The 17,030-nt window shown below is 70.4% G+C and carries 16 protein-coding genes; 4 read left to right on the plus strand and 12 right to left on the minus strand.

Annotated features, from left to right (window positions below; genetic code table 11):
* Complete coding sequence (locus DS837_RS10045; protein ID WP_149164596.1) at positions 1-417, minus strand: acyl-CoA thioesterase; 417 nt, start codon at positions 415-417, stop codon at positions 1-3.
* 163 nt (positions 418-580) lie between these two features.
* Between DS837_RS10045 and DS837_RS10050 the strand changes: the two genes are divergently transcribed.
* On the plus strand, positions 581-823 hold the full coding sequence (locus DS837_RS10050; protein WP_149164597.1) for a hypothetical protein: 243 nt from the start codon (positions 581-583) through the stop codon (positions 821-823).
* 9 nt (positions 824-832) lie between these two features.
* On the opposite strand, the gene DS837_RS10055 is transcribed toward DS837_RS10050, so the two are convergent.
* Positions 833-1,642, minus strand: a complete 810-nt coding sequence (locus DS837_RS10055) for an ABC transporter permease (RefSeq protein WP_035670025.1) — start codon at positions 1,640-1,642, stop codon at positions 833-835.
* Positions 1,643-1,655: 13 nt separating this feature from the next.
* On the minus strand, positions 1,656-2,540 hold the full coding sequence (locus DS837_RS10060; protein WP_149164598.1) for an ABC transporter permease: 885 nt from the start codon (positions 2,538-2,540) through the stop codon (positions 1,656-1,658).
* Between the two features lie 180 nt (positions 2,541-2,720).
* On the opposite strand from DS837_RS10060, the gene DS837_RS10065 reads away from it, so the two are divergent.
* From DS837_RS10065 to DS837_RS10075, 3 genes are read left to right on the plus strand one after another with little or no spacing between them, the layout of a single operon-like run.
* On the plus strand, positions 2,721-3,119 hold the full coding sequence (locus DS837_RS10065; protein ID WP_170295797.1) for a DUF2946 family protein: 399 nt from the start codon (positions 2,721-2,723) through the stop codon (positions 3,117-3,119).
* 38 nt (positions 3,120-3,157) lie between these two features.
* Positions 3,158-3,697, plus strand: a complete 540-nt coding sequence (locus tag DS837_RS10070; protein ID WP_149164600.1) for a YcnI family copper-binding membrane protein — start codon at positions 3,158-3,160, stop codon at positions 3,695-3,697.
* 16 nt (positions 3,698-3,713) lie between these two features.
* The gene (locus tag DS837_RS10075) at positions 3,714-5,342 is read left to right on the plus strand and encodes a copper resistance CopC/CopD family protein (RefSeq protein ID WP_149164601.1); all 1,629 of its coding nucleotides are present in this window, start codon (positions 3,714-3,716) and stop codon (positions 5,340-5,342) included.
* Between the two features lie 6 nt (positions 5,343-5,348).
* Here DS837_RS10075 and DS837_RS10080 read toward each other — a convergent pair whose 3' ends face one another.
* The 9 genes from DS837_RS10080 to DS837_RS10125 all read right to left on the minus strand — a co-directional run bounded on the left by DS837_RS10080 (position 5,349) and on the right by DS837_RS10125 (position 16,894).
* Entirely contained in the window at positions 5,349-6,410 is a 1,062-nt protein-coding gene (locus DS837_RS10080) for an ABC transporter ATP-binding protein (protein WP_149164602.1), read from the minus strand.
* Positions 6,411-6,672: 262 nt separating this feature from the next.
* A complete protein-coding gene (locus DS837_RS10090) occupies positions 6,673-7,857 on the minus strand; it encodes an extracellular solute-binding protein (RefSeq protein WP_211102157.1) in 1,185 nt (394 codons plus the stop codon).
* 204 nt (positions 7,858-8,061) lie between these two features.
* Entirely contained in the window at positions 8,062-9,606 is a 1,545-nt protein-coding gene (gene dnaA, locus DS837_RS10095) for a chromosomal replication initiator protein DnaA (protein WP_149164603.1), read from the minus strand.
* 633 nt (positions 9,607-10,239) lie between these two features.
* The gene (gene rpsT / locus DS837_RS10100) at positions 10,240-10,500 is read right to left on the minus strand and encodes a 30S ribosomal protein S20 (RefSeq protein ID WP_149164604.1); all 261 of its coding nucleotides are present in this window, start codon (positions 10,498-10,500) and stop codon (positions 10,240-10,242) included.
* 173 nt (positions 10,501-10,673) lie between these two features.
* Positions 10,674-11,450, minus strand: coding sequence for an enoyl-CoA hydratase (locus DS837_RS10105; protein WP_149164605.1), 777 nt, complete (start codon positions 11,448-11,450; stop codon positions 10,674-10,676).
* Between the two features lie 81 nt (positions 11,451-11,531).
* Entirely contained in the window at positions 11,532-11,978 is a 447-nt protein-coding gene (locus tag DS837_RS10110; protein ID WP_149164606.1) for a hypothetical protein, read from the minus strand.
* A gap of 14 nt (positions 11,979-11,992) precedes the next feature.
* Positions 11,993-12,835 carry a bifunctional DNA-formamidopyrimidine glycosylase/DNA-(apurinic or apyrimidinic site) lyase gene (mutM, locus tag DS837_RS10115; RefSeq protein WP_149164607.1) on the minus strand — a complete coding sequence of 281 codons (843 nt, stop codon included), beginning with the start codon at positions 12,833-12,835 and terminating at the stop codon, positions 11,993-11,995.
* A 100-nt stretch (positions 12,836-12,935) separates the two neighbouring features.
* Positions 12,936-14,960 carry a tetratricopeptide repeat protein gene (locus DS837_RS10120; RefSeq protein ID WP_149164608.1) on the minus strand — a complete coding sequence of 675 codons (2,025 nt, stop codon included), beginning with the start codon at positions 14,958-14,960 and terminating at the stop codon, positions 12,936-12,938.
* 41 nt (positions 14,961-15,001) lie between these two features.
* The gene (locus DS837_RS10125; RefSeq protein WP_149164609.1) at positions 15,002-16,894 is read right to left on the minus strand and encodes a tetratricopeptide repeat protein; all 1,893 of its coding nucleotides are present in this window, start codon (positions 16,892-16,894) and stop codon (positions 15,002-15,004) included.
* Positions 16,895-17,030 lie beyond the last annotated feature (136 nt).

The following is a 17,030-nucleotide window of genomic DNA, read 5'->3' on the forward strand; positions in this document are numbered from 1 at the left end:
TCACGCGTAGCGGGCCAGGGCGTCGCGCAGGTCGGCCGGCACCGGGGTCGGGCGGTGGCTGTCCTTGTCGACGATGACACAGACGGCCTCCTGCACGGCGACGCAGCGGTCGCCCTCGAAGATCGCCGCCCCCAGGACGACGGAGCTGTTGCCGACCTTCGCCACGCGCGCGCCGACGCGGATGTCCGCCGGGAACCGCAGCTCCGCCTTGTAGTCGATGACGCTGCGCGCCAGCACCACGGTCCAGGGGGACTCGTCGCGGAAACCACCGCAATCATGGACCAGCAACACGCGAATCTGTTCGAAATACACGCCGATGGCGTTGTTGTTGACGTGGCCGAGCGCGTCGAGGTCGGCGAAGCGCACATGCTCGGCGATCCAGAAACGGTAGAGGTCGGGGCGGGTCGGATCGGTCATGGTCGCCTGTCAGATGGTGGTTCCGGCCGAATGTGGCCGGTGCGGCGGGCCGGGGCAAGCCCGGGCATGACGGTCATTCCCCGCACCGTCCCGATTTGCCGCGCCAACCCGGGCGGGGCGGTGTTATAGGAGTCGCACCATAACACCCGCAACGGACCGCAAGATGAGCAAGGACAGCACCAACCAGACGGCCGAGGCCCTGTTCGAGAAGGCCCTGTCGGTCGCCGAGAAGCATCTCGAGGCGGCGATCAAGGAAGGCGGGGTCCTCGGCCCCTACATCGCCGTCGCCATGATCGAGGCCGCCGTGAACACCGCCGTGGACGAGACCAGCCACGAGGACGTCATCGACATGCTGCGCGATCTGGCCGCCCAGATCGAAGCCGACGCCGACGAAAGCGAAGATTGATTCCTGCCGTCACGCGGGGTCCGGCTGCCGGCGCGCTTCGCGCCGGCGCAGGATTTCGTAGACGACGGCGCCCAGGATGGTCAGCGCGATCAGGATCAGCGACAGCGCGTTGACCGCGGGCGTCAGGCCCGTGCGCACCTTCGAGGCGATGTAGACCGTCAGCGTGGTGTCCAGCCCGCGGACGAACAGCGTCGTGTTGTAGTTCTCGAAGCTCTGCAGGAAGGCCAGGAAGGACGCCGACAGGATGGCCGGCGTCAGATACGGCAGCGTGATCCGCCGGAACACCTGCCCGTGGGTGGCGCCCAGATCCAGCGCCGCCTCCTCCAGCGTCTGGTCGAACCGTTGCAGCCGCGCCAGGAACAGCAGCATCGCGTAGGCCGCGATGAAGCTGGACTGCGCCAGGATGGTCAGGAACAGGCCTCCGGTCACCCCGAACCACTCCCGCCAGAAGACCAGCGTGGAGATGCCGACGATCACCCCCGGCGTCAGCAGCGGCGACACCATCACGGCGTAGAGGAAGGTCCGCGCCCGGCTGTGCAGCCGGTCGAGCAGCAGCGCCGCCGCCAGCCCCAGCGGCACCGCCACGGCGATCACCCCCGCCCCGACCAGCAGGCTGGTCCCCAGCGCCTGCCACATGCGCTGGTCGGCCCACAGGGCGCCGAACCATTGCAGCGTGAAGCCCATCCAGGGGGTGACGGTCGGGAAGCGGCTGCTGTTGAAGGTCGCCGCCGCCATGATCCCCAGCGGCAGGAACAGATAGCCGAAGAACAGGACCAGATAGGCCCCGGTGACCCAGCGGCGGAAACTTGCGGCGGTCATTTGGCGATGTCCGTCACTTGGCGATATCCGTGAGGCCGACGCGGAACAGCCGCATCATCAGCAGGATGAAGGCGATGCACAGGATCAGCAGGATGAAGGCGTAGGCCGCGCCCTGGTTCCAGTTCCCGCCCTCGAAGAACCAGTTGTAGATGACCTCGGTGAACCAACGGCTTTGCGGTCCGCCCAGCAGGGCCGGCACGGCGTAGCTGCCCGCCGCCAGCATGAAGGTCATGATGCAGCCGACCGCGATGCCCGGCTTGGCGTGGGGGATGACGATGCGGCGATGGATGCGCAGCCACCCCGCCCCCAGGTCGCGCGCCGCCTCGATCTGGTTGCGGTCCAGCGACTCCATGGCGTTCATGATCGGGAACACCATGAAGAGGATGTAGACGTAGACCATCCCGATGATCACCCCGGTGTCGCCGCCGAGCAGCCGCTGCGGCTCCGAATAGAGGCCGAGCCCGACGAGCAGCGCGTTCAGCGGCCCGTTGAAGGCCAGGATGATGTACCAGGCGAAGGTGCGCAGCAGCTCGTTGATCCAGAAGGGCACGACGAGCATCAACACGAGCAGCGGCAGGCGCCGCCGCGGCGCCACCTGCGCCATGTAGAAGGCGACGGGGTAGCAGACCGCCAGCGTCACCGCCGTGACCAGGCTGCTCGCCCAGATCGTCTTCAGAAAGATTGCCAGATGGATCTGGTTGGTCCACAGCGTCGCGTAGTTGCGCAGCGTGTAGACGTCCTCCGGCCCGCCGGCCTTGCTGGGCGGCAGCGACGGACGGAAGGAAAAGTCCACCATCAGCAATTGCGGCAGCACGACCAGCAGCAGCAGCCACGCGGCCACCGCCAGCAGGATCGCCGCGGTCAGAACCGGACCGTACCGGCGCAGCACGCCGCCCATGACCACCCCCACCCGCCGAGATTCAGAGCCGAGATTCTAGGATCGAAAGCCTCTCACGACCCTGGGCCGGAGCGCAAGCGAGGCCATGTCCCGACAAATAACCACAATTTTATTGCCTTTTTTCGGTCCCTGGACTGTGCCCATAGTGACGCCATGCGTGCATGGCGGACATCCGGCGTGATGAGGGAGACAACAGCGTGGGTCGCCGCGCTGGTGCTGGTCTTCCACGCCCTGGTCATGGCCACCCACGTCCCGGCGCCGTTGGCCAGGGTGCTGGCGGAGTCGGCGCAATTTGCCATGGCGGGCTCGATCTGCCATTCCGGCGCCGCGCCCGACGCCTCCGCAGCGTCGCACTCCGACCATGCCCCCGTTCCGGACGGCACACCGGGGCACGTCACCTACTGCCCGATCTGCCTGTCGCTGGGGGGCGGGTCCCTGCTGGGTCCGGTCCTGGCGCCGGCCCCGCTGCCGCCGGTCGGGATCGTGCTGGCCGCCCTTCCGCTGCCCACGGACGACGCGGCCGGGGTCGGGCGAACCCCGCGCGCCTTCTCCGCCAGGGCGCCTCCGGTGGGTGTCTGAACCGACACCCTCAGACAGACCCACACCGGAGAGTTCCCATGATCCGCAACACCCGCGGCGCCCTGCTGGCCGCCGCCGTCCTCGCTTGCCTGCCCGGTCTTCTTCCTGGTTCCACCGCCCTCGCCCACACCACGCTGGAGACCAAGCAGGCTCCCGCCGCCAGCACCTACAAGGGCGTGCTGCGCGTCGGCCATGGCTGCGGCGCCTCCCCCACCATCGCCCTGCGCGTGCAGATCCCTGAAGGGGTCATCGCGGTGAAGCCGATGCCCAAGCCCGGCTGGACCCTGACGACCAGGGAAGGCCAATACGCCAAGGCCTACGACTACTACGGCGAGTCGCTGAGCAAGGGCGTCACCGAGATCGCCTGGACCGGAGGCTCGCTGCCCGACGCCCACTACGACGAGTTCGTCTTCCGCGCACGCCTGCCCGACGCCGCCCCCGGCACCGTGGTCTATTTCCCCGTGGTGCAGGAATGCGAGACGGGCGTGCACCGCTGGATCGAGATCCCGGAGCCGGGCAAGACCGACCACGACGTTAAGGAGCCGGCCCCCGGCGTCACCCTGACCGCCAAGCCGTAAGGGAAGGGACGATCGCATGCGCCGGCTGGTCGTGGGGTGGGTCGCCGCCCTGATGCTGCTGTCCCTGTCCGCGCCGGCCCTGGCGCATGCCGTGCTGGTGGAGAGCGTTCCGGAGGATGGGGCGCGGCTCGACAGCGCGCCCGCCGAGGCCATGCTGCGCTTCAACGAGCCGGTGCGGCCGGTGTCGGTGACGCTGATCGGTCCCGGCGGGGTGACGCTTCCCCTGCCCGCCCCGGCCGCCGGGGACGGGGCGCTGCGCGTCGCGCTGCCCGGCGGGCTGGCGGTGGGAACGCACGTCCTCAGCTACCGCGTCAGCTCAACGGACGGCCATCCGGTCGCCGGATCGCTCCTGTTCGGGATCGGTGCGGAACCGGAACGACCGGCGCAACTGGACGGGGCGACACCGCCGGCGACGCTGCTGGCCGCCGCCGCGGTTCGGGCGCTCCATTACGGAAGCCTGCTCGCCTCGGTGGGCGGCGGGCTGTTCCTGGTGCTGGTGGCGGGGCGGTGGAGTCCGCTGAACCGCCGCCTGCGCCCCGGCCTGTGTCTGGGCGTCGGCGTCGCCGCCCTGGTGGCGCTGCTGAACGCCGGACTGGCCGGCGCGGTTCTGGAAGGGGCGCCGCTGTCCGCCCTGGCCGGAGCCTCGCCCTGGATCGCCGGCCTGACCAGCACGGCGGGGCCGAGCGCCCTCCTGTCCTTGCTCAGCCTGATCGCCGTCGCCCTGGGGCTGGCGCTGGAGGAGCGTGGAACGGCGGGCCGCGTGCTGCTGGTCACCGGGGCGGTCGGGGCGGCGCTGGCGCTCGCCGCCACCGGCCACGCCGCGACGGCGGAGCCGCGCTGGCTCAGCGTGCCGCTGGTCGCCCTGCACGGTCTGGCGGTGGCCTTCTGGATCGGCAGCTTCTGGCCGCTGGCCGTGCTGCTAAGGACGGAGCCGCCGGCCGAGTCGCTGCGGCTGGTCCGCCGCTTCTCCGCCATCGCGGTTCCGGCGGTGGCGGTCCTGCTGCTCGCCGGGGCGGGGCTGAGCGCGTTGCAACTCGGCGACCCGCGCACCATCCTGACCACCGCCTACGGCCAGATCTGGACCGGCAAGATTGTCTGCGCGCTGGCCCTGCTGGCGCTGGCCGCCGTCAACCGCTGGCGGCTGACCCCACGGCTGGAGACCATGGGGACCGAGGGAGCGGCCCGGCTGCGCGCCAGCGTCCAGACGGAGATGGTGGTGGCCGCGCTGGTCGTGCTGTTCACCGCCGGGCTGGGCACCACCCCGCCGCCGCGCACCCAGGCCCTGCCGGTCTTCGCCGAGAAGCCGGCGGGCTTCAGCACCGCGGTCGTGGCCCGCGGGCGCACGGCCATCGTCACGGTGACCCCGGCGACGCCAGGAGCGAACCGCGTCGAGATGCGCCTGACCGGACCGGACGGCGCGCCGCTCGACGCGCTGGAGGTGTCGGCAGAATTGGCCCTGCCCGCCGCCGGGATCGAGGGCATCACCCGCCCCCTGCCCAAGGTGGCGCCCGGCGTCTACGCGGCGGACGGGGTGGCTCTGCCGGTGGCCGGGTCCTGGGCGGTGCGGCTCGACGCGCTGGTCAGCGACTTCGAGACGGTGCCCTTCCGCGCGGCGGTGCCCGTGGCGGTACCGGTCGGCCGCTGACCGGCATTACGCCGGCGCGTCCGGCAAAATCACCGCGTCCTCCGCCCGGAAGGCGATCCGGGCGGGGTCGCCGGGGTTCAGCGGCGGTTCGTCGCCGAGATGCGGCACCTGGACGGTGAGGCCGCCCTCCAGGAAGGCGTTGATGAAGGCGCCCTCGAAATCGCGGTGGGTGACCCGCGCCTCCAGCGCGTTCTCCGCCCCCGCCCCCGCCGCCATGCGCTCCGGCCGGACGAACAGGGTGGCGCGGTCGCCGGGCGACAGGCGGCGCGGGTTGCGCCCGACCAGACGGCCGCGGGGCGTGTCCAGAGCGGCGAGCCCGTTTGCCGACTCGGCGACGGTGCCGGAAAAGCGGTTGTTTTCCCCCACGAAGGAGGCGACGAAGGCGGTTTCCGGATGGTCATAGATGGTCCGCCCGTCGCCCACCTGCTCCAGCACGCCCTTGGACATCACGCCGATCCGGTCGGACATGGTCAGCGCCTCGCCCTGGTCATGGGTGATGTAGATGAAGGTCACGCCGGTCCGCTTCTGGAGGTCGCGCAGCTCGGCGCGCATGTGCTGGCGCAGCTTCAGGTCCAACGCCGACAGCGGCTCGTCCAGCAGCAGGACGGCGGGCTCCACGGCCAGAGCGCGGGCGATGGCGATGCGCTGGCGCTGGCCGCCCGACAGCTCCGTCACCTTCTTCTGCGCGGCGTCGGGCAGGGCCACGAGATCGAGCAGCTTGCGCACCCGCCCCTGCCGCTCCGCCGAGGGCACGCCGCGCACTTCCAGCCCGAAGCCGATGTTCTCCGCCACCGTCATCAGCGGGAACAAGGCGAGGTTCTGGAAGATCAGCGCGGTCGGCCGCTTGTTCGGGCCGATGCCGCGCATGTCGCGGCCGCCGATGCGGATGGCGCCCTCCGTCGGCTCCATGAAGCCGGAGACCATGCGCAGGATGGTGGTCTTCCCGCAGCCCGACGGGCCGAGGAAGCTGAAGAATTCCCCCGCCCCGACCGTCAGCGACACGTCGCGGACGGCGGTGACGGAACCGAACCGCATGGTGACGGACTCGAGCTGGACGTCCTGACTCATAGGCACCTGATTGGAAGGTCAATCCCTTTTGGGACGATCACACGCCGCCGCCCTTAGCCCTTCACCCTCCGGGGAGAGGGTGGCCCGGAGGGCTGGTGAGGGGGGTGCGCATGGCGGTGCGTCCGGCACACGCGCAACCCCCTCACCCTAACCCTCTCCCCGCTTTCGGCGGACCGAAGGTCCGCCTGTCGCGTCAGCGCAAACTTCGTTTGCGCGTGAGCGGAGGGGAGAGGGGATATTGGGTTGCGGGAGAGGGTCGCACTCACGCGGCCAGGAAGCGGTCCTGGTACTCGTTGCGGATGGAAACGTACCAGGCCTCCTGGATCGGCCACCACCACAGCTTCTGCAGCGCGTCGCCCGGATAGGCGTCGGCGAAGAACTGCTTGTTCAGGTCGGACAGATGAGCCTCCGCCCCGACCGCCGTGCTGGAGATGCCGGAATGGTTGGTGTAGAGGGCGCCCGCCTCCGGCGTGTAGAACCAGTTGATCCAGGCGTAGGCCTGCTCCAGGTTCGCCGCCTTGGCCGGGATCGCGAAGCCCTCCATCCAGGCCAGCGCCCCTTCCTTGGGCGCCAGGAAGCGGATCGGCAGCCCCTCCTTGCGCAGGGCGACCGCGGACGAATCCCAGGTCTGGCCGATGACGCAGCCGTTGGTGCGGAAGGCGCCCTGGGCCTCGTTCTCGTTCGACCAGAACTGGCCGATGGCCTTCTTGTTGGCGGCTGCGACCTGAAGGATCGCGTCGAAATTGGCCCGCGCCTTCGCCTCGTCCTTGAACTGCTCGCGGATCGGGTGGGGCAGCTTGCCCTGGCCTTCCAGCCACAGGCCGATGCCGATCAGGCCGGAATGGCCGCGCACGGTCACCTTGCCGGCGTGCTCCGGCTTCCACAGGTCGCCGTAGCTGGCGGTGCCGTAGGTCAGCGGCGCCTTGTTCATGTCATAGGCGATGGCCTCGGTCCCCCAGTCGGCGGGGGCGAAGAAGCGCTTGCCGCCGACCACGGCGCCCATGGCGGCGGAGCCCTCGACCGCCGACTTCAGGCAGCCGTCCCACTTGACCTTCGACTCGTCCAGCGGCTGGACCAGCTCGAACTCCACATAGTTCGGCACGCGGTCCACCGTCGGGTGGATGATGTCGAAGCCGGCGCCGCCGGTGGCCTTGAGCTGGTTCAGCAGCTCGTCGTTGGTGCCGTATTCGGTCAGGCTGGCCTTGATGCCGGTCTTCTTCTCGAAGTCGGCCAGCATGTCCGGGCTGATGTAGCCGGCCCAGGAGAAGATCTTGACGCTGCCCGACGCGGCGCGGCCCTCGCGCAGGATGAAGGGGCCGGCCGCGGCGACGCCCGCGGCGGCGGCGGTGCCCTGGAGGAGCAGGCGGCGGGTGAAGCCCTTGGCGGCGCGCTGCGTCTCGGCGCTGCAGCGCTGTTCCAGGCTGGTGGTTTCCGGAACCTTGGTCATGGCACCTGCTCTCCCCTTTTCTTATTGGCCCGAATTCATGCTGGCTGTGCCCATCGCGGGGCCGGCCGCGGGGCCGGTCCAGCCGGACTCCGCCGCAGCGGCAACTGTGCCGCGATATCCGGGCGCCGTCCATGGCTCAAGCGGGAGTGGGCCCAAACTTCATCGACCTGTAACGGATCGTCCTGCAACGGGCCGGAGGCCCGGTCAGCTCTCCAGCATGCGGCGGAGAAGCTCGACGTCCTCGGCGAAGGCGGGGTCGGTGGTGCGCAGTTCCTCCACCTTCTTCACCGCGTGCATCACGGTGGTGTGGTCGCGCCCGCCGAACTTGCGCCCGATCTCCGGCAGGGAGCGGGCGGTGAGCTGCTTGGCGAGATACATGGCGACCTGCCGCGGGCGGGCCACGGCGCGGGCGCGGCGGGCCGAATGCATGTCGGCCACGCGGATGTTGAAATGCTCCGCCACCCGCTTCTGGATCTCGTCGATGGTGACGCGACGGTCGTTGGCGCGCAGCAGATCGTGCAGCACCTCCTGCGTCGATTCCAGCGAGATGGCCCGGCCGACCAGCTCGGCGTGGGCGACGATGCGGTTCAGCGCCCCTTCCAGCTCGCGCACGTTCGAGGTGATCTTGTGGGCGAGGAACTCCAGCACCTTCAGCGGGATGGCCGCGTTCAGCGCGTCCGCCTTGGCCTGGAGGATGCCCAGCCGCAGCTCGTAGGTGGTCGGATGGATGTCCGCGACGAGGCCCCAGCCGAGGCGGGAGCGCAGCCGCTCCTCCATGCCTTCCAGGTCGGACGGGCTCTTGTCGGCAGAGATGATGACCTGACGGTTCTGGTCCACCAGCGCGTTGAAGGTGTGGAAGAATTCCTCCTGGGTGCTGTCCTTGCCGCTGATGAACTGCACGTCGTCGATCATCAGCACGTCCACCGAGCGGAACTGCTGCTTGAAGGCCATGGTGTCCTTGAAGCGCAACGCCCGGATGAACTGGTACATGAACTTTTCCGCCGACAGGTAGATCACCTTGCGGTTCGGATCGTTCCGCCGGATCTGCCAGGCGATGGCGTGCATCAGGTGCGTCTTGCCCAGCCCGACCCCGCCGTAGAGGAACAGCGGGTTGAAGGTGACCGAGGTGGCGTCGGCGACGCGCCGGGCGGCGGCGTGGGCCAGTTCGTTCGGCTTGCCCACCACGAAATTCTCGAAGGTGAAGCGGGGGTCCAGCGGCGCGGAGATGTCGGTCCGGTCCTCCAGCACCGAGGCCACCGCCGTGGGCGACTCGTCCGACGCGAAGGAGGGCGGCCCCGCCGAATAGGAGGACCCGATGTAGGAGTTGGCGCCGTAGGAGGCAGCCCCATAGGAAGCGGACTGGTTGAGCGCCGCGGCCCGCGGGGCAGGCATCGGAGGAACCGGGCCGCTACCGACGGTGCCGTCGGCCGGAGCGGAGTCGCGCGATGCCTCGCCCGCGTCCTCGTCCGGCATCAGCATGGACGGGGCGTTGGCGGAGGCGACCACGACGTCGATGGACAGGACGTCCGGATTCTCGCCGGCCCACAGGTTGCGGATGCGGTCGGCGTAGTGGGTCAGCACCCAGTCGCGCATGAAGCGGGTGGGCACGACGATGCGCACCTCCCCGCCGCGGATTCCGGCGAAGGAAAGCGGCTGCAGCCAGCTGCGGTAGGCGATCTCGCCCACCTCGTCCTTGAGGCGGCCCCGGATGCGGGCCCACTGCTGATCCAACGACGCGCCGACCGACATGCTTCCCCTACCCCGCTCCTTTCCCCCCGGGCGGCCCAGCGCCGCAGGGGGCACCGTCCCGCTCGACTTAACTCAGACCCTTTAACTTAGGCCCCTTAACTTAGGCTTCTTGCCTTCAAAACGTTCCTCTCCTGAAGACTCCAACGGTGGATGCCTCCCAACTGGGCGACAATACTATCCCTTTGGCGAAGTTGGACTCCGCCTTTGCCACGTCGAGTTTTAAGAAAAGCATCGCTCCAGGAGCAACGGGTTGAGTCGAGCTTCTTGAGCGTCCCGCAGCGTTGCCCGCCGCTTTGAACGTCTCCGTCCTTTAGCAAATGGCGCGTGATATCAAAGACAACATCGGTGCGCCATTCCCAACGGATCGAAAGTCTAATCAGCCGCCCTCGCCGTGGCAATAGGACAGAAAGCGAACGGTCCGGACTGCGGCAAAAATCACGCAACCCCTCCGGAAGCCGCCCCTGCCCTCACGAAAGACCAGGACCACCGGAAGCGCCTCGCCGCCCAGCAGCCGCGATCCCCTGCCCCACCGGAGTTCTGCCGGAGGACTCGGAAAGACCGGAGATTGTACTTATCAAAAACGCAAAAAGCCGCGCCCAGACCTGGTGCGCGGCTTTATAACGCCGAGTAAACTCAGAGAGCCTTGATGCGGGCCGACAGGCGCGACAGCTTGCGCGACACGGTGTTCCTGTGCAGGACGCCCTTGGAGGCCCCACGCATCATTTCCGGCTGCGCGGCCTTGAAAGCCTCAGCGGCTTCAGCCTTGTTGCCGGACGAGATCGCCGTCTCGACCTTCTTCACGAAGGTGCGGATACGGCTGACGCGGTTACGGTTGATCTCCGTACGACGCGCGGTTTGACGAATGCGCTTTTCAGCAGACTTATGATTGGCCATGAAAACCCTACTCCGGACGACACGCCTGTCCCAGTGCGAGGGGGCCTTATACGCTCCAGCCGAATGAGAGTCAAGGCACCGTCCAACACTGTTTTTCGGCAAAGGATAGATTACGAGATCTTGACGGATTTCTGGTCCTCCCCCGCTAGATACGGGGGAGGAGTCGGGGGATGTCAGCGATGCTTCCAATCCGGCTGACGCTTCTCGGCGAAGGCGGCCATGCCTTCCTTCTGGTCTTCGACGGCGAAAGTGGCGTGGAAGATTCGGCGCTCCACCCGGATGCCCTCGGACATGGTGGTCTCGTAGGCGGCGTTGACGGCGTCCTTGGCCATCATGACGACCGGGCGCGAGAGCTTGGCGATCTTCTCGGCGACCCGCACCGCCTCGTCCACCAGATCCGCCGCCGGCACGATGCGGCTGACGAGGCCGGCGCGCTCGGCCTCGGCGGCGTCCATCAGGCGGCCGGTCAGACACATCTCCATGGCTTTGGACTTGCCGACGAAGCGGGTCAGGCGCTGCGTGCCGCCGGCGCCGGGAATGGTGCCGATGGTGATCTCCGGCTGGCCGAACTTGGCGGTGTCGGCGGCCAGGATGAAGTCGGCCATCATCGCCAGCTCGCAGCCGCCGCCCAGCGCGTAGCCGGCGACCGCGGCGATGGTCGGCTTGCGGCACTTGGCCAGACGCTCCCACTTGGCGGTGATGAAGTTGGCCTTGTAGACGTCCATGTAGGAGAAATTCTGCATCTCCTTGATGTCGGCGCCGGCGGCGAAGGCCTTCTCCGAACCCGTGACCACGATGGCGCCGACGGAGTCGTCGGCCTCCAGGGCGTCCAGCGCCTGGCCCAGCTCGGTCACCAGCAGGTCGGACAGCGCGTTCAGCGCCTTGGGCCGGTTCAGCGTGACGAGCCCGACCGGTCCGCGGGTTTCGACGAGAATGGTTTCGTACGGCATGATGCAGCAGGCTCCCGTGGTTTGGCCCCCTCGCTCATGTCCGGGGGGCGTTCTGGTTTGCTCTTGGTCTCTTTTGGAGGATCAGCGCGGAATCAGCGAGAAGCGGACGACCGTGGCCACCGCCTTCTGGACAGCGGCGCGGGCCGGCTCGACGAATTCCAGGCGCAGTTCCTCGCCCTCCCGCAGGAAACTGGCGCCGCCGCCCGTCCGTTGCGGGGCGCGGGTCCAACCGAGCTGCGGCATGGTCTGGTTGTAGAAGGACAGGACCGCGTTGCGGTCCATGGCACCCGCCATGACCGACTGGGCGATGCGTCCGGCGGGCTTGTCGAAGACCAGCGGCGCCTCCTCGGCGGGGGCGAGGCCCGGCATGACCGGCACGTCCCCCATGCCTTCGACGTAGCGGGTGGGGTCGGCGGCCCAGGCGGACGAGGTCGCGGGCAATGGAACCCCGGCCAGACCCGCAAGGGCGGGGCCGGCGAGGAGAAGGGCGGCGAGCGCCGCCCTGGCGGTGGCCGATGGAGCCGTCATACCTTCCACCTATATCAACGCTGGCGTTGCGGACAATAGAAAGTCGAACGGCCCGCCTGGACGATCCGGCGGACGCCCCCGGTCTTCGCCACGTCGCAGCTGCAGCCCGGACAGGGCGCGCCCTCGCGGTCGTAGACCGAGAACTGGTGCTGGAAATAGCCGAGTTCCCCCGACGCCTGCCGGTAGTCGCGCAAGGACGATCCCCCCGCGGCGATGGCCCGCTCCAGCACCGTGCGGATCGCCGTGGCCAGCCGCTCCGCCTTGGCGCCGGTCACCGTGGCGGCGATGCGCGTGGGGCTGAGGCGGGCGAGGAACAGCGCTTCCGACACGTAGATGTTGCCGAGCCCGGCGACCACGTTCTGGTCCAGCAGGGCAGCCTTGATGCTGGTCATCCGCCCGGCTAGCCGCGCGGCCAGCACCGGTCCGGAGAAGGCGTTGCCCAGCGGCTCCGGCCCCAGCGCGCGCAGCAGCGGGTGCTCGGCGAGCGTCTCCGCCATGGCGAGGTCCATCAGGCCGAAGCGGCGGGCGTCGTTGAAGGTCACCACCGTCCCGGCGTCGGTCTCCAGCACGACATGGTCGTGGGCGCCCCAGGCGGCGGGCCGTTCCGGCGTGATGATCATGCGGCCCGACATGCCGAGATGGGCGATCAGCACCGTCCCGTCGTCGAGATGGATCAGGATGTATTTGGCGCGGCGGCGCACCGACTCGACGCGGCGCCCGGTCAGCCGCTCGCAGAAGCCGGCCGGAAAGGGAACCCGCAGGTTGGCGCGGCGCTGGAGCACCTGGACCAGCGTCCGCCCCTCCAGATGCGGGGCGAGGCCGCGGCAGACGGTTTCGACTTCGGGAAGTTCGGGCATGATGGCAAGGAGGATGGTGGGAAGCGCCGGTTGACGCAAGGGGGCACGTGTTGACGCTCATCGGGGAGCGGGCACCCATGGCGGCGAACGGATGGCGCCCTCAGTTCTCCGAACCGTCCACCAGCCTCCGCAAAGCGCGCGCTGCCGCCTCCGCCGGGCCGGACCAGCCGCCGTTCCGGGTCTGGCGGAACAGGCGGGCGGTGGGATACCAGGGGCTGTCGTCGCGCCCGCTGAGCCAGCGCCAGTCGTTGTTCCAGGGCAGCAGCACCCAGACCGGGCGGCCCAACGCGCCGGCCAGATGGGCGACCGCCGTATCGACCGCGACGATCAGGTCCAGCGCCTCCACCGCCGCCGCCGTTTCGGCGAAGCTGGTCAGACCGTCCGACAGATCGATGACCGGGAAGGATACCTCCATCCTCTGCCGCTCGGCGTCTCCCACCTGGAGGGAAAACAGCGCCACACCCGGCACCGCCGCCAGCGGCGCCAGGGCGGACAAGGGCATGGAGCGGATGGCGTCGGCGTGATGCTGGGGCCGCCCCGCCCAGACCAGCCCGACCCGCAGCCGGGCGTCGGGCGCCGCACCCCGCAGGCATCCCGCCCAGGGGTCGCGCCGGTCCTCCGGTGCACCGAGATAGGGTGTGCGTGCGGGGATCGCCTCCAGGCTCGGGCAGAACAGGCCGGCGAGGCTCATCAGCGGGATCTGGACGTCGGTGTCGGGCAAGCCGCCCACCCCTGGAAAGCCGGGCGCCCGCGGGATCACCGTCACCCGCGCCGGGTCGGTGTTGCGCTCCAGCAGGGGGAGGAGAGGGCCGTGCGCCTCCAGATGGACGCGCGCCGGGGCGGCTCGCAGCACATGATCCAGAAAGCGGATGAACTGGATGGTGTCGCCCATCCCTTGCTCCGCATGGACCAGGATGGTCCGCCCCGCCAGATCCGTGCCGTCCCAGAGCGGCTGGCGGAAGGGGCGGCGCTGCCCGGCCAGGGCCTCGCTCCGCCAGCGCCATTCGTATTCCGCCCATCCGGCGGCGTAATCGCCCAGCCGCAGCAGCAGATGGGCCAGATTCCAGTGGGCGACGGTCAGTTGCGGCGCCACCCGCAGAGCGCCGCGGAAAGCCTCCTCCGCGTCCCGCGGGTGGTCGAGATGCACCAGGGCGTCGCCGCGGACGACCTGGGCCTCGCCCAGCTCCGGGGCCAGCCGCAACGCCCGGTCGGCCAGCCGCAGGGCCTGCGCGTCCTCCCCGATCTGGATCGTCAGCGCGCCGAGGTTGGACAGGGACGGCGCGTGCGCCGGATCGCAGGCCAGCGCCGCGCGGCCGGCGGTCATCGCCTCCGCCCGCCGCCCAAGGGCGGCCAGCGCCAGCCCCAGCTTGGCGTGGGCCTCCGCCTCCTGCGGGGCCAGGGCGCGCGCCCGGCGGGCCAGCCGCTCCGCCGCCGCCGCGTCGCGCCCGTCGAGCCGGCACAGCGACAGGTTCCACAGCGCCAGGGCCTCTGCCGGCCGGGTGGCCAGAAGCCCGCGGAACAGCCGGGCGGACTCCTCCACCCGGCCGTCTCGGTAGAGGGCGGCGGCGTGGGCGGAGAGGAGCGGCACGCCCACCGCCTCCGCCACCGGGCGGGTGAGCCGCGCCACCGCCCGGCCGACCTCCCCCCGCTCCAGAAGCGCCCGCCCCTCCCGCTCCACCGCCCGGTCGGCGAGGTAGCGCGCCTCCAGGCTGTCGGGCTGGAGCGCCAGGAGCCGTTCCAGCACCAGCAGCGACTCGTCGTGCCGCCCGACGCCGCGGTAGGCCAGGGCGAGCTGGAACAGCGCCGCCGCGTGGTCGGGCTGAAGCGCCAGCGTCCGCCGCAGGGCGGCCACCGCCCCCTCGCCGTCCTCCAGGATCAGCCGGACGCGGGCGAGGTCGTAGCGCAGGCCCGGATTGTCGGGAACCAGCCCGATCGCCCCGACGAACAGCGCCGCGGCCAGCTTCGGCCGGTCCGTCTGGCCGTAGAGCACGCCCAGCAGATGCAGCGCGGTCGCCTGATGGGGATCGGCGTCGAGGATGCGGCCATAGAGGATTTCAGCCTCGGCCAGACGGCCGGACTCGTGGTGGTCGAAGGCGATGGCCAGGGCTTCCGCGATTGTCGCCATGAGTCCGCGCTGGATGGTGAGAGGGATGAAGGGTAGCAGAGCTACCGGAAAAGCGCGCGCAGCCGGTCGGTCACGGCGTCCAGCGGCGTCCGCCAGTCCCCTGCCGCCGCTTGGCGGAACAGGCGGGCCGAGGGGTACCAGGGCGAGTCGTCCCGGCCGACCAGCCAGCGCCAGTCCGGCGCGTGGGACAGCAGCAGCCAGACCGGATGCCCCAGCGCGCCGGCGAGATGGGCGGTGGCGTTGTCGATGGTAACGACGAGGTCGGTGGCGGCGATCTGCGCGGCCAGCCCGTCCAGGTCGTCCTTGCGGTCCAGTCCGGGAGGCAGCGCGATGGCGATGCCCTCCGCCGCCAGGGCGGCGACCTCCCCCGCGCAGTCTCCGTACTGCAGGACGACCATGTCGGCGCCTGCCGCATCGAGCCGGCGCGCCAGATCGGCCAGCGGCACGTTGCGCAGGCGCCCCCATTTCGGGTTGGTGGTGTGCCAGGCGATGCCGACCAGGGGCCGCCCGCACCTCCGCCGAACCGCCGGTACCCGCGCCGGATCGGCGGCCAGGATCGGGCGGAGCCGGCGGAAATCCTTCTCGGCGCGCAGCAGGAGGCGCGGCAGGCTGCCCGACGGGATCTGTGCGGCGATGTCCGGGGCCGACAGGCGCGGGTCCGGCAGCGGGCCGCGCGGCACCACCTCCACCCCGGGCAGAGCGCGGGCGAACAGCGGCACCAGCCGGGCGTCGCATTCCAGAAGGCAGCTCGCCAAGGTCGCCGTTGATGATTGCGTCTTATTTGTTGACGATTGCGTCAACAACGGGAGCAGCGTGGCGAACATCAGCTCGTCGCCGACCCCCTGTTCCCCCCAGACGAGCAGACGCCCGCCGCCCAGCGGCTGGCCGGTCCACAACGGCTGCGGGAAACGCCCGGCGGTGCGGCACCAGGGTTCGGCGGACCAGCGGTCCTCCCAGGCGTCCCAGCCCTCCGCGAAGCGCCCGAGCGCCAGCAGCGCCGCGGCCCGCGCTACTCGCGCGTCGGCCAGAGCGGGGTCGCGGGCGAGCGCCGCCTCCGCCTCGGCCAGCGCCGCCTGCGGGTCGCCGCAGAGCGTGTGGGCATCGGCGAGGTTGTTGCGGATGGCCGCCGCGTCCGGCCGGAGCGCCACCGCCCGCCGCAGGGCGTCCCGCGCGCCGTCCGGATCGCCTTGCCCCTTCAGCACGTTGGCCCGGTTGTTCCACAGCGCGGCGTCGGCGGGGTCCAGCGTCAGACCGCATTCATAGGCGCTGCGGGCGGTGGGCAGCGCGCCGCGGTCCTTCCGCCACGCCCCCAGCCGGTTCCACAGCACCGCGCGCTCCGGGTCGAGCCGCAGGGCGCGGCGCAGCTCCCCTTCGCCCGCATCGGGCCGCAAGGCCAGCATCTCCAGCAGGGCGGCGTCGTCCGGCGCCAGCAGCGCGGCGATCCGCCTCTGGGCCAGCGCCTCGTCCATACGGCCCAATGCCTCCAGCGCCTGGGCACGGTTGACGCGCGGATCGGCCAGCCCCGGCCGAAGGTCCACCGCGGCGCGCAGGGCCTGCTCCGCCGGGGCCGGATCGTCGGCGGCCAGCCGGCGCACCGCGAAATTGTTGAGAAGCGCCACGCGCTCCGGATCGAGGACGGCGGCGCGGGCCAGCGCCTCCGCCGCCGCGCCGAAGCGGCCCAGCGCCTCCAACAGGTTGGCGTGGTTGGCGTGCAGGTCGGGCTGGCTTTCATCCCCGGCGACGGCCTGCTCGACCAGCGCGCAGCCCTCCTCCAGCCGCCCGCATTGGGCGAGCAGCAGGCCGCGCAGATGCAAGGCCGGCGGGTGGCCGGGAACGGCGTCGAGGATCTGCCCGTAGACCGAGTCGGCCTCGGCGAAGCGTCCCTCCCGCTGGAGGTCGAAGGCGATCAGCAGGGCTTCCTGCAGCGTGGCCATGGTCCCCCGTCCGTCCGCCATCGTCCACCGGCGGGCACGGTGGCGAAGCCGGGGCGCGGGGTCAAGCCCGCAAAAACCGCGCGCCGGGGGTGCGTCACGGCAACGCCCCGGCTGGCGCAAGCCCAGGTCGCGCGCT

It is taken from the genome of Azospirillum brasilense, from assembly GCF_008365405.1.
Taxonomy (GTDB): Bacteria; Pseudomonadota; Alphaproteobacteria; order Azospirillales; family Azospirillaceae; genus Azospirillum; species Azospirillum brasilense_D.

Bases quoted from the DNA above. Each gene is read 5' to 3' on its own strand.
- DS837_RS10105 (WP_149164605.1), bottom strand. From the start codon at position 11,450: ATGCCGTACGAAACCATTCTCGTCGAAACCCGCGGACCGGTCGGGCTC.
- DS837_RS10065 (WP_170295797.1), top strand. From the start codon at position 2,721: ATGAGGGAGACAACAGCGTGGGTCGCCGCGCTGGTGCTGGTCTTCCAC.
- DS837_RS10060 (WP_149164598.1), bottom strand. From the start codon at position 2,540: ATGGGCGGCGTGCTGCGCCGGTACGGTCCGGTTCTGACCGCGGCGATC.
- mutM (WP_149164607.1), bottom strand. From the start codon at position 12,835: ATGCCCGAACTTCCCGAAGTCGAAACCGTCTGCCGCGGCCTCGCCCCG.
- DS837_RS10045 (WP_149164596.1), bottom strand. From the start codon at position 417: ATGACCGATCCGACCCGCCCCGACCTCTACCGTTTCTGGATCGCCGAG.
- DS837_RS10080 (WP_149164602.1), bottom strand. From the start codon at position 6,410: ATGAGTCAGGACGTCCAGCTCGAGTCCGTCACCATGCGGTTCGGTTCC.
- dnaA (WP_149164603.1), bottom strand. From the start codon at position 9,606: ATGTCGGTCGGCGCGTCGTTGGATCAGCAGTGGGCCCGCATCCGGGGC.
- DS837_RS10055 (WP_035670025.1), bottom strand. From the start codon at position 1,642: ATGACCGCCGCAAGTTTCCGCCGCTGGGTCACCGGGGCCTATCTGGTC.
- DS837_RS10050 (WP_149164597.1), top strand. From the start codon at position 581: ATGAGCAAGGACAGCACCAACCAGACGGCCGAGGCCCTGTTCGAGAAG.
- DS837_RS10070 (WP_149164600.1), top strand. From the start codon at position 3,158: ATGATCCGCAACACCCGCGGCGCCCTGCTGGCCGCCGCCGTCCTCGCT.
- rpsT (WP_149164604.1), bottom strand. From the start codon at position 10,500: ATGGCCAATCATAAGTCTGCTGAAAAGCGCATTCGTCAAACCGCGCGT.
- DS837_RS10090 (WP_211102157.1), bottom strand. From the start codon at position 7,857: ATGACCAAGGTTCCGGAAACCACCAGCCTGGAACAGCGCTGCAGCGCC.
- DS837_RS10120 (WP_149164608.1), bottom strand. From the start codon at position 14,960: ATGGCGACAATCGCGGAAGCCCTGGCCATCGCCTTCGACCACCACGAG.
- DS837_RS10110 (WP_149164606.1), bottom strand. From the start codon at position 11,978: ATGACGGCTCCATCGGCCACCGCCAGGGCGGCGCTCGCCGCCCTTCTC.
- DS837_RS10075 (WP_149164601.1), top strand. From the start codon at position 3,714: ATGCGCCGGCTGGTCGTGGGGTGGGTCGCCGCCCTGATGCTGCTGTCC.
- DS837_RS10125 (WP_149164609.1), bottom strand. From the start codon at position 16,894: ATGGCCACGCTGCAGGAAGCCCTGCTGATCGCCTTCGACCTCCAGCGG.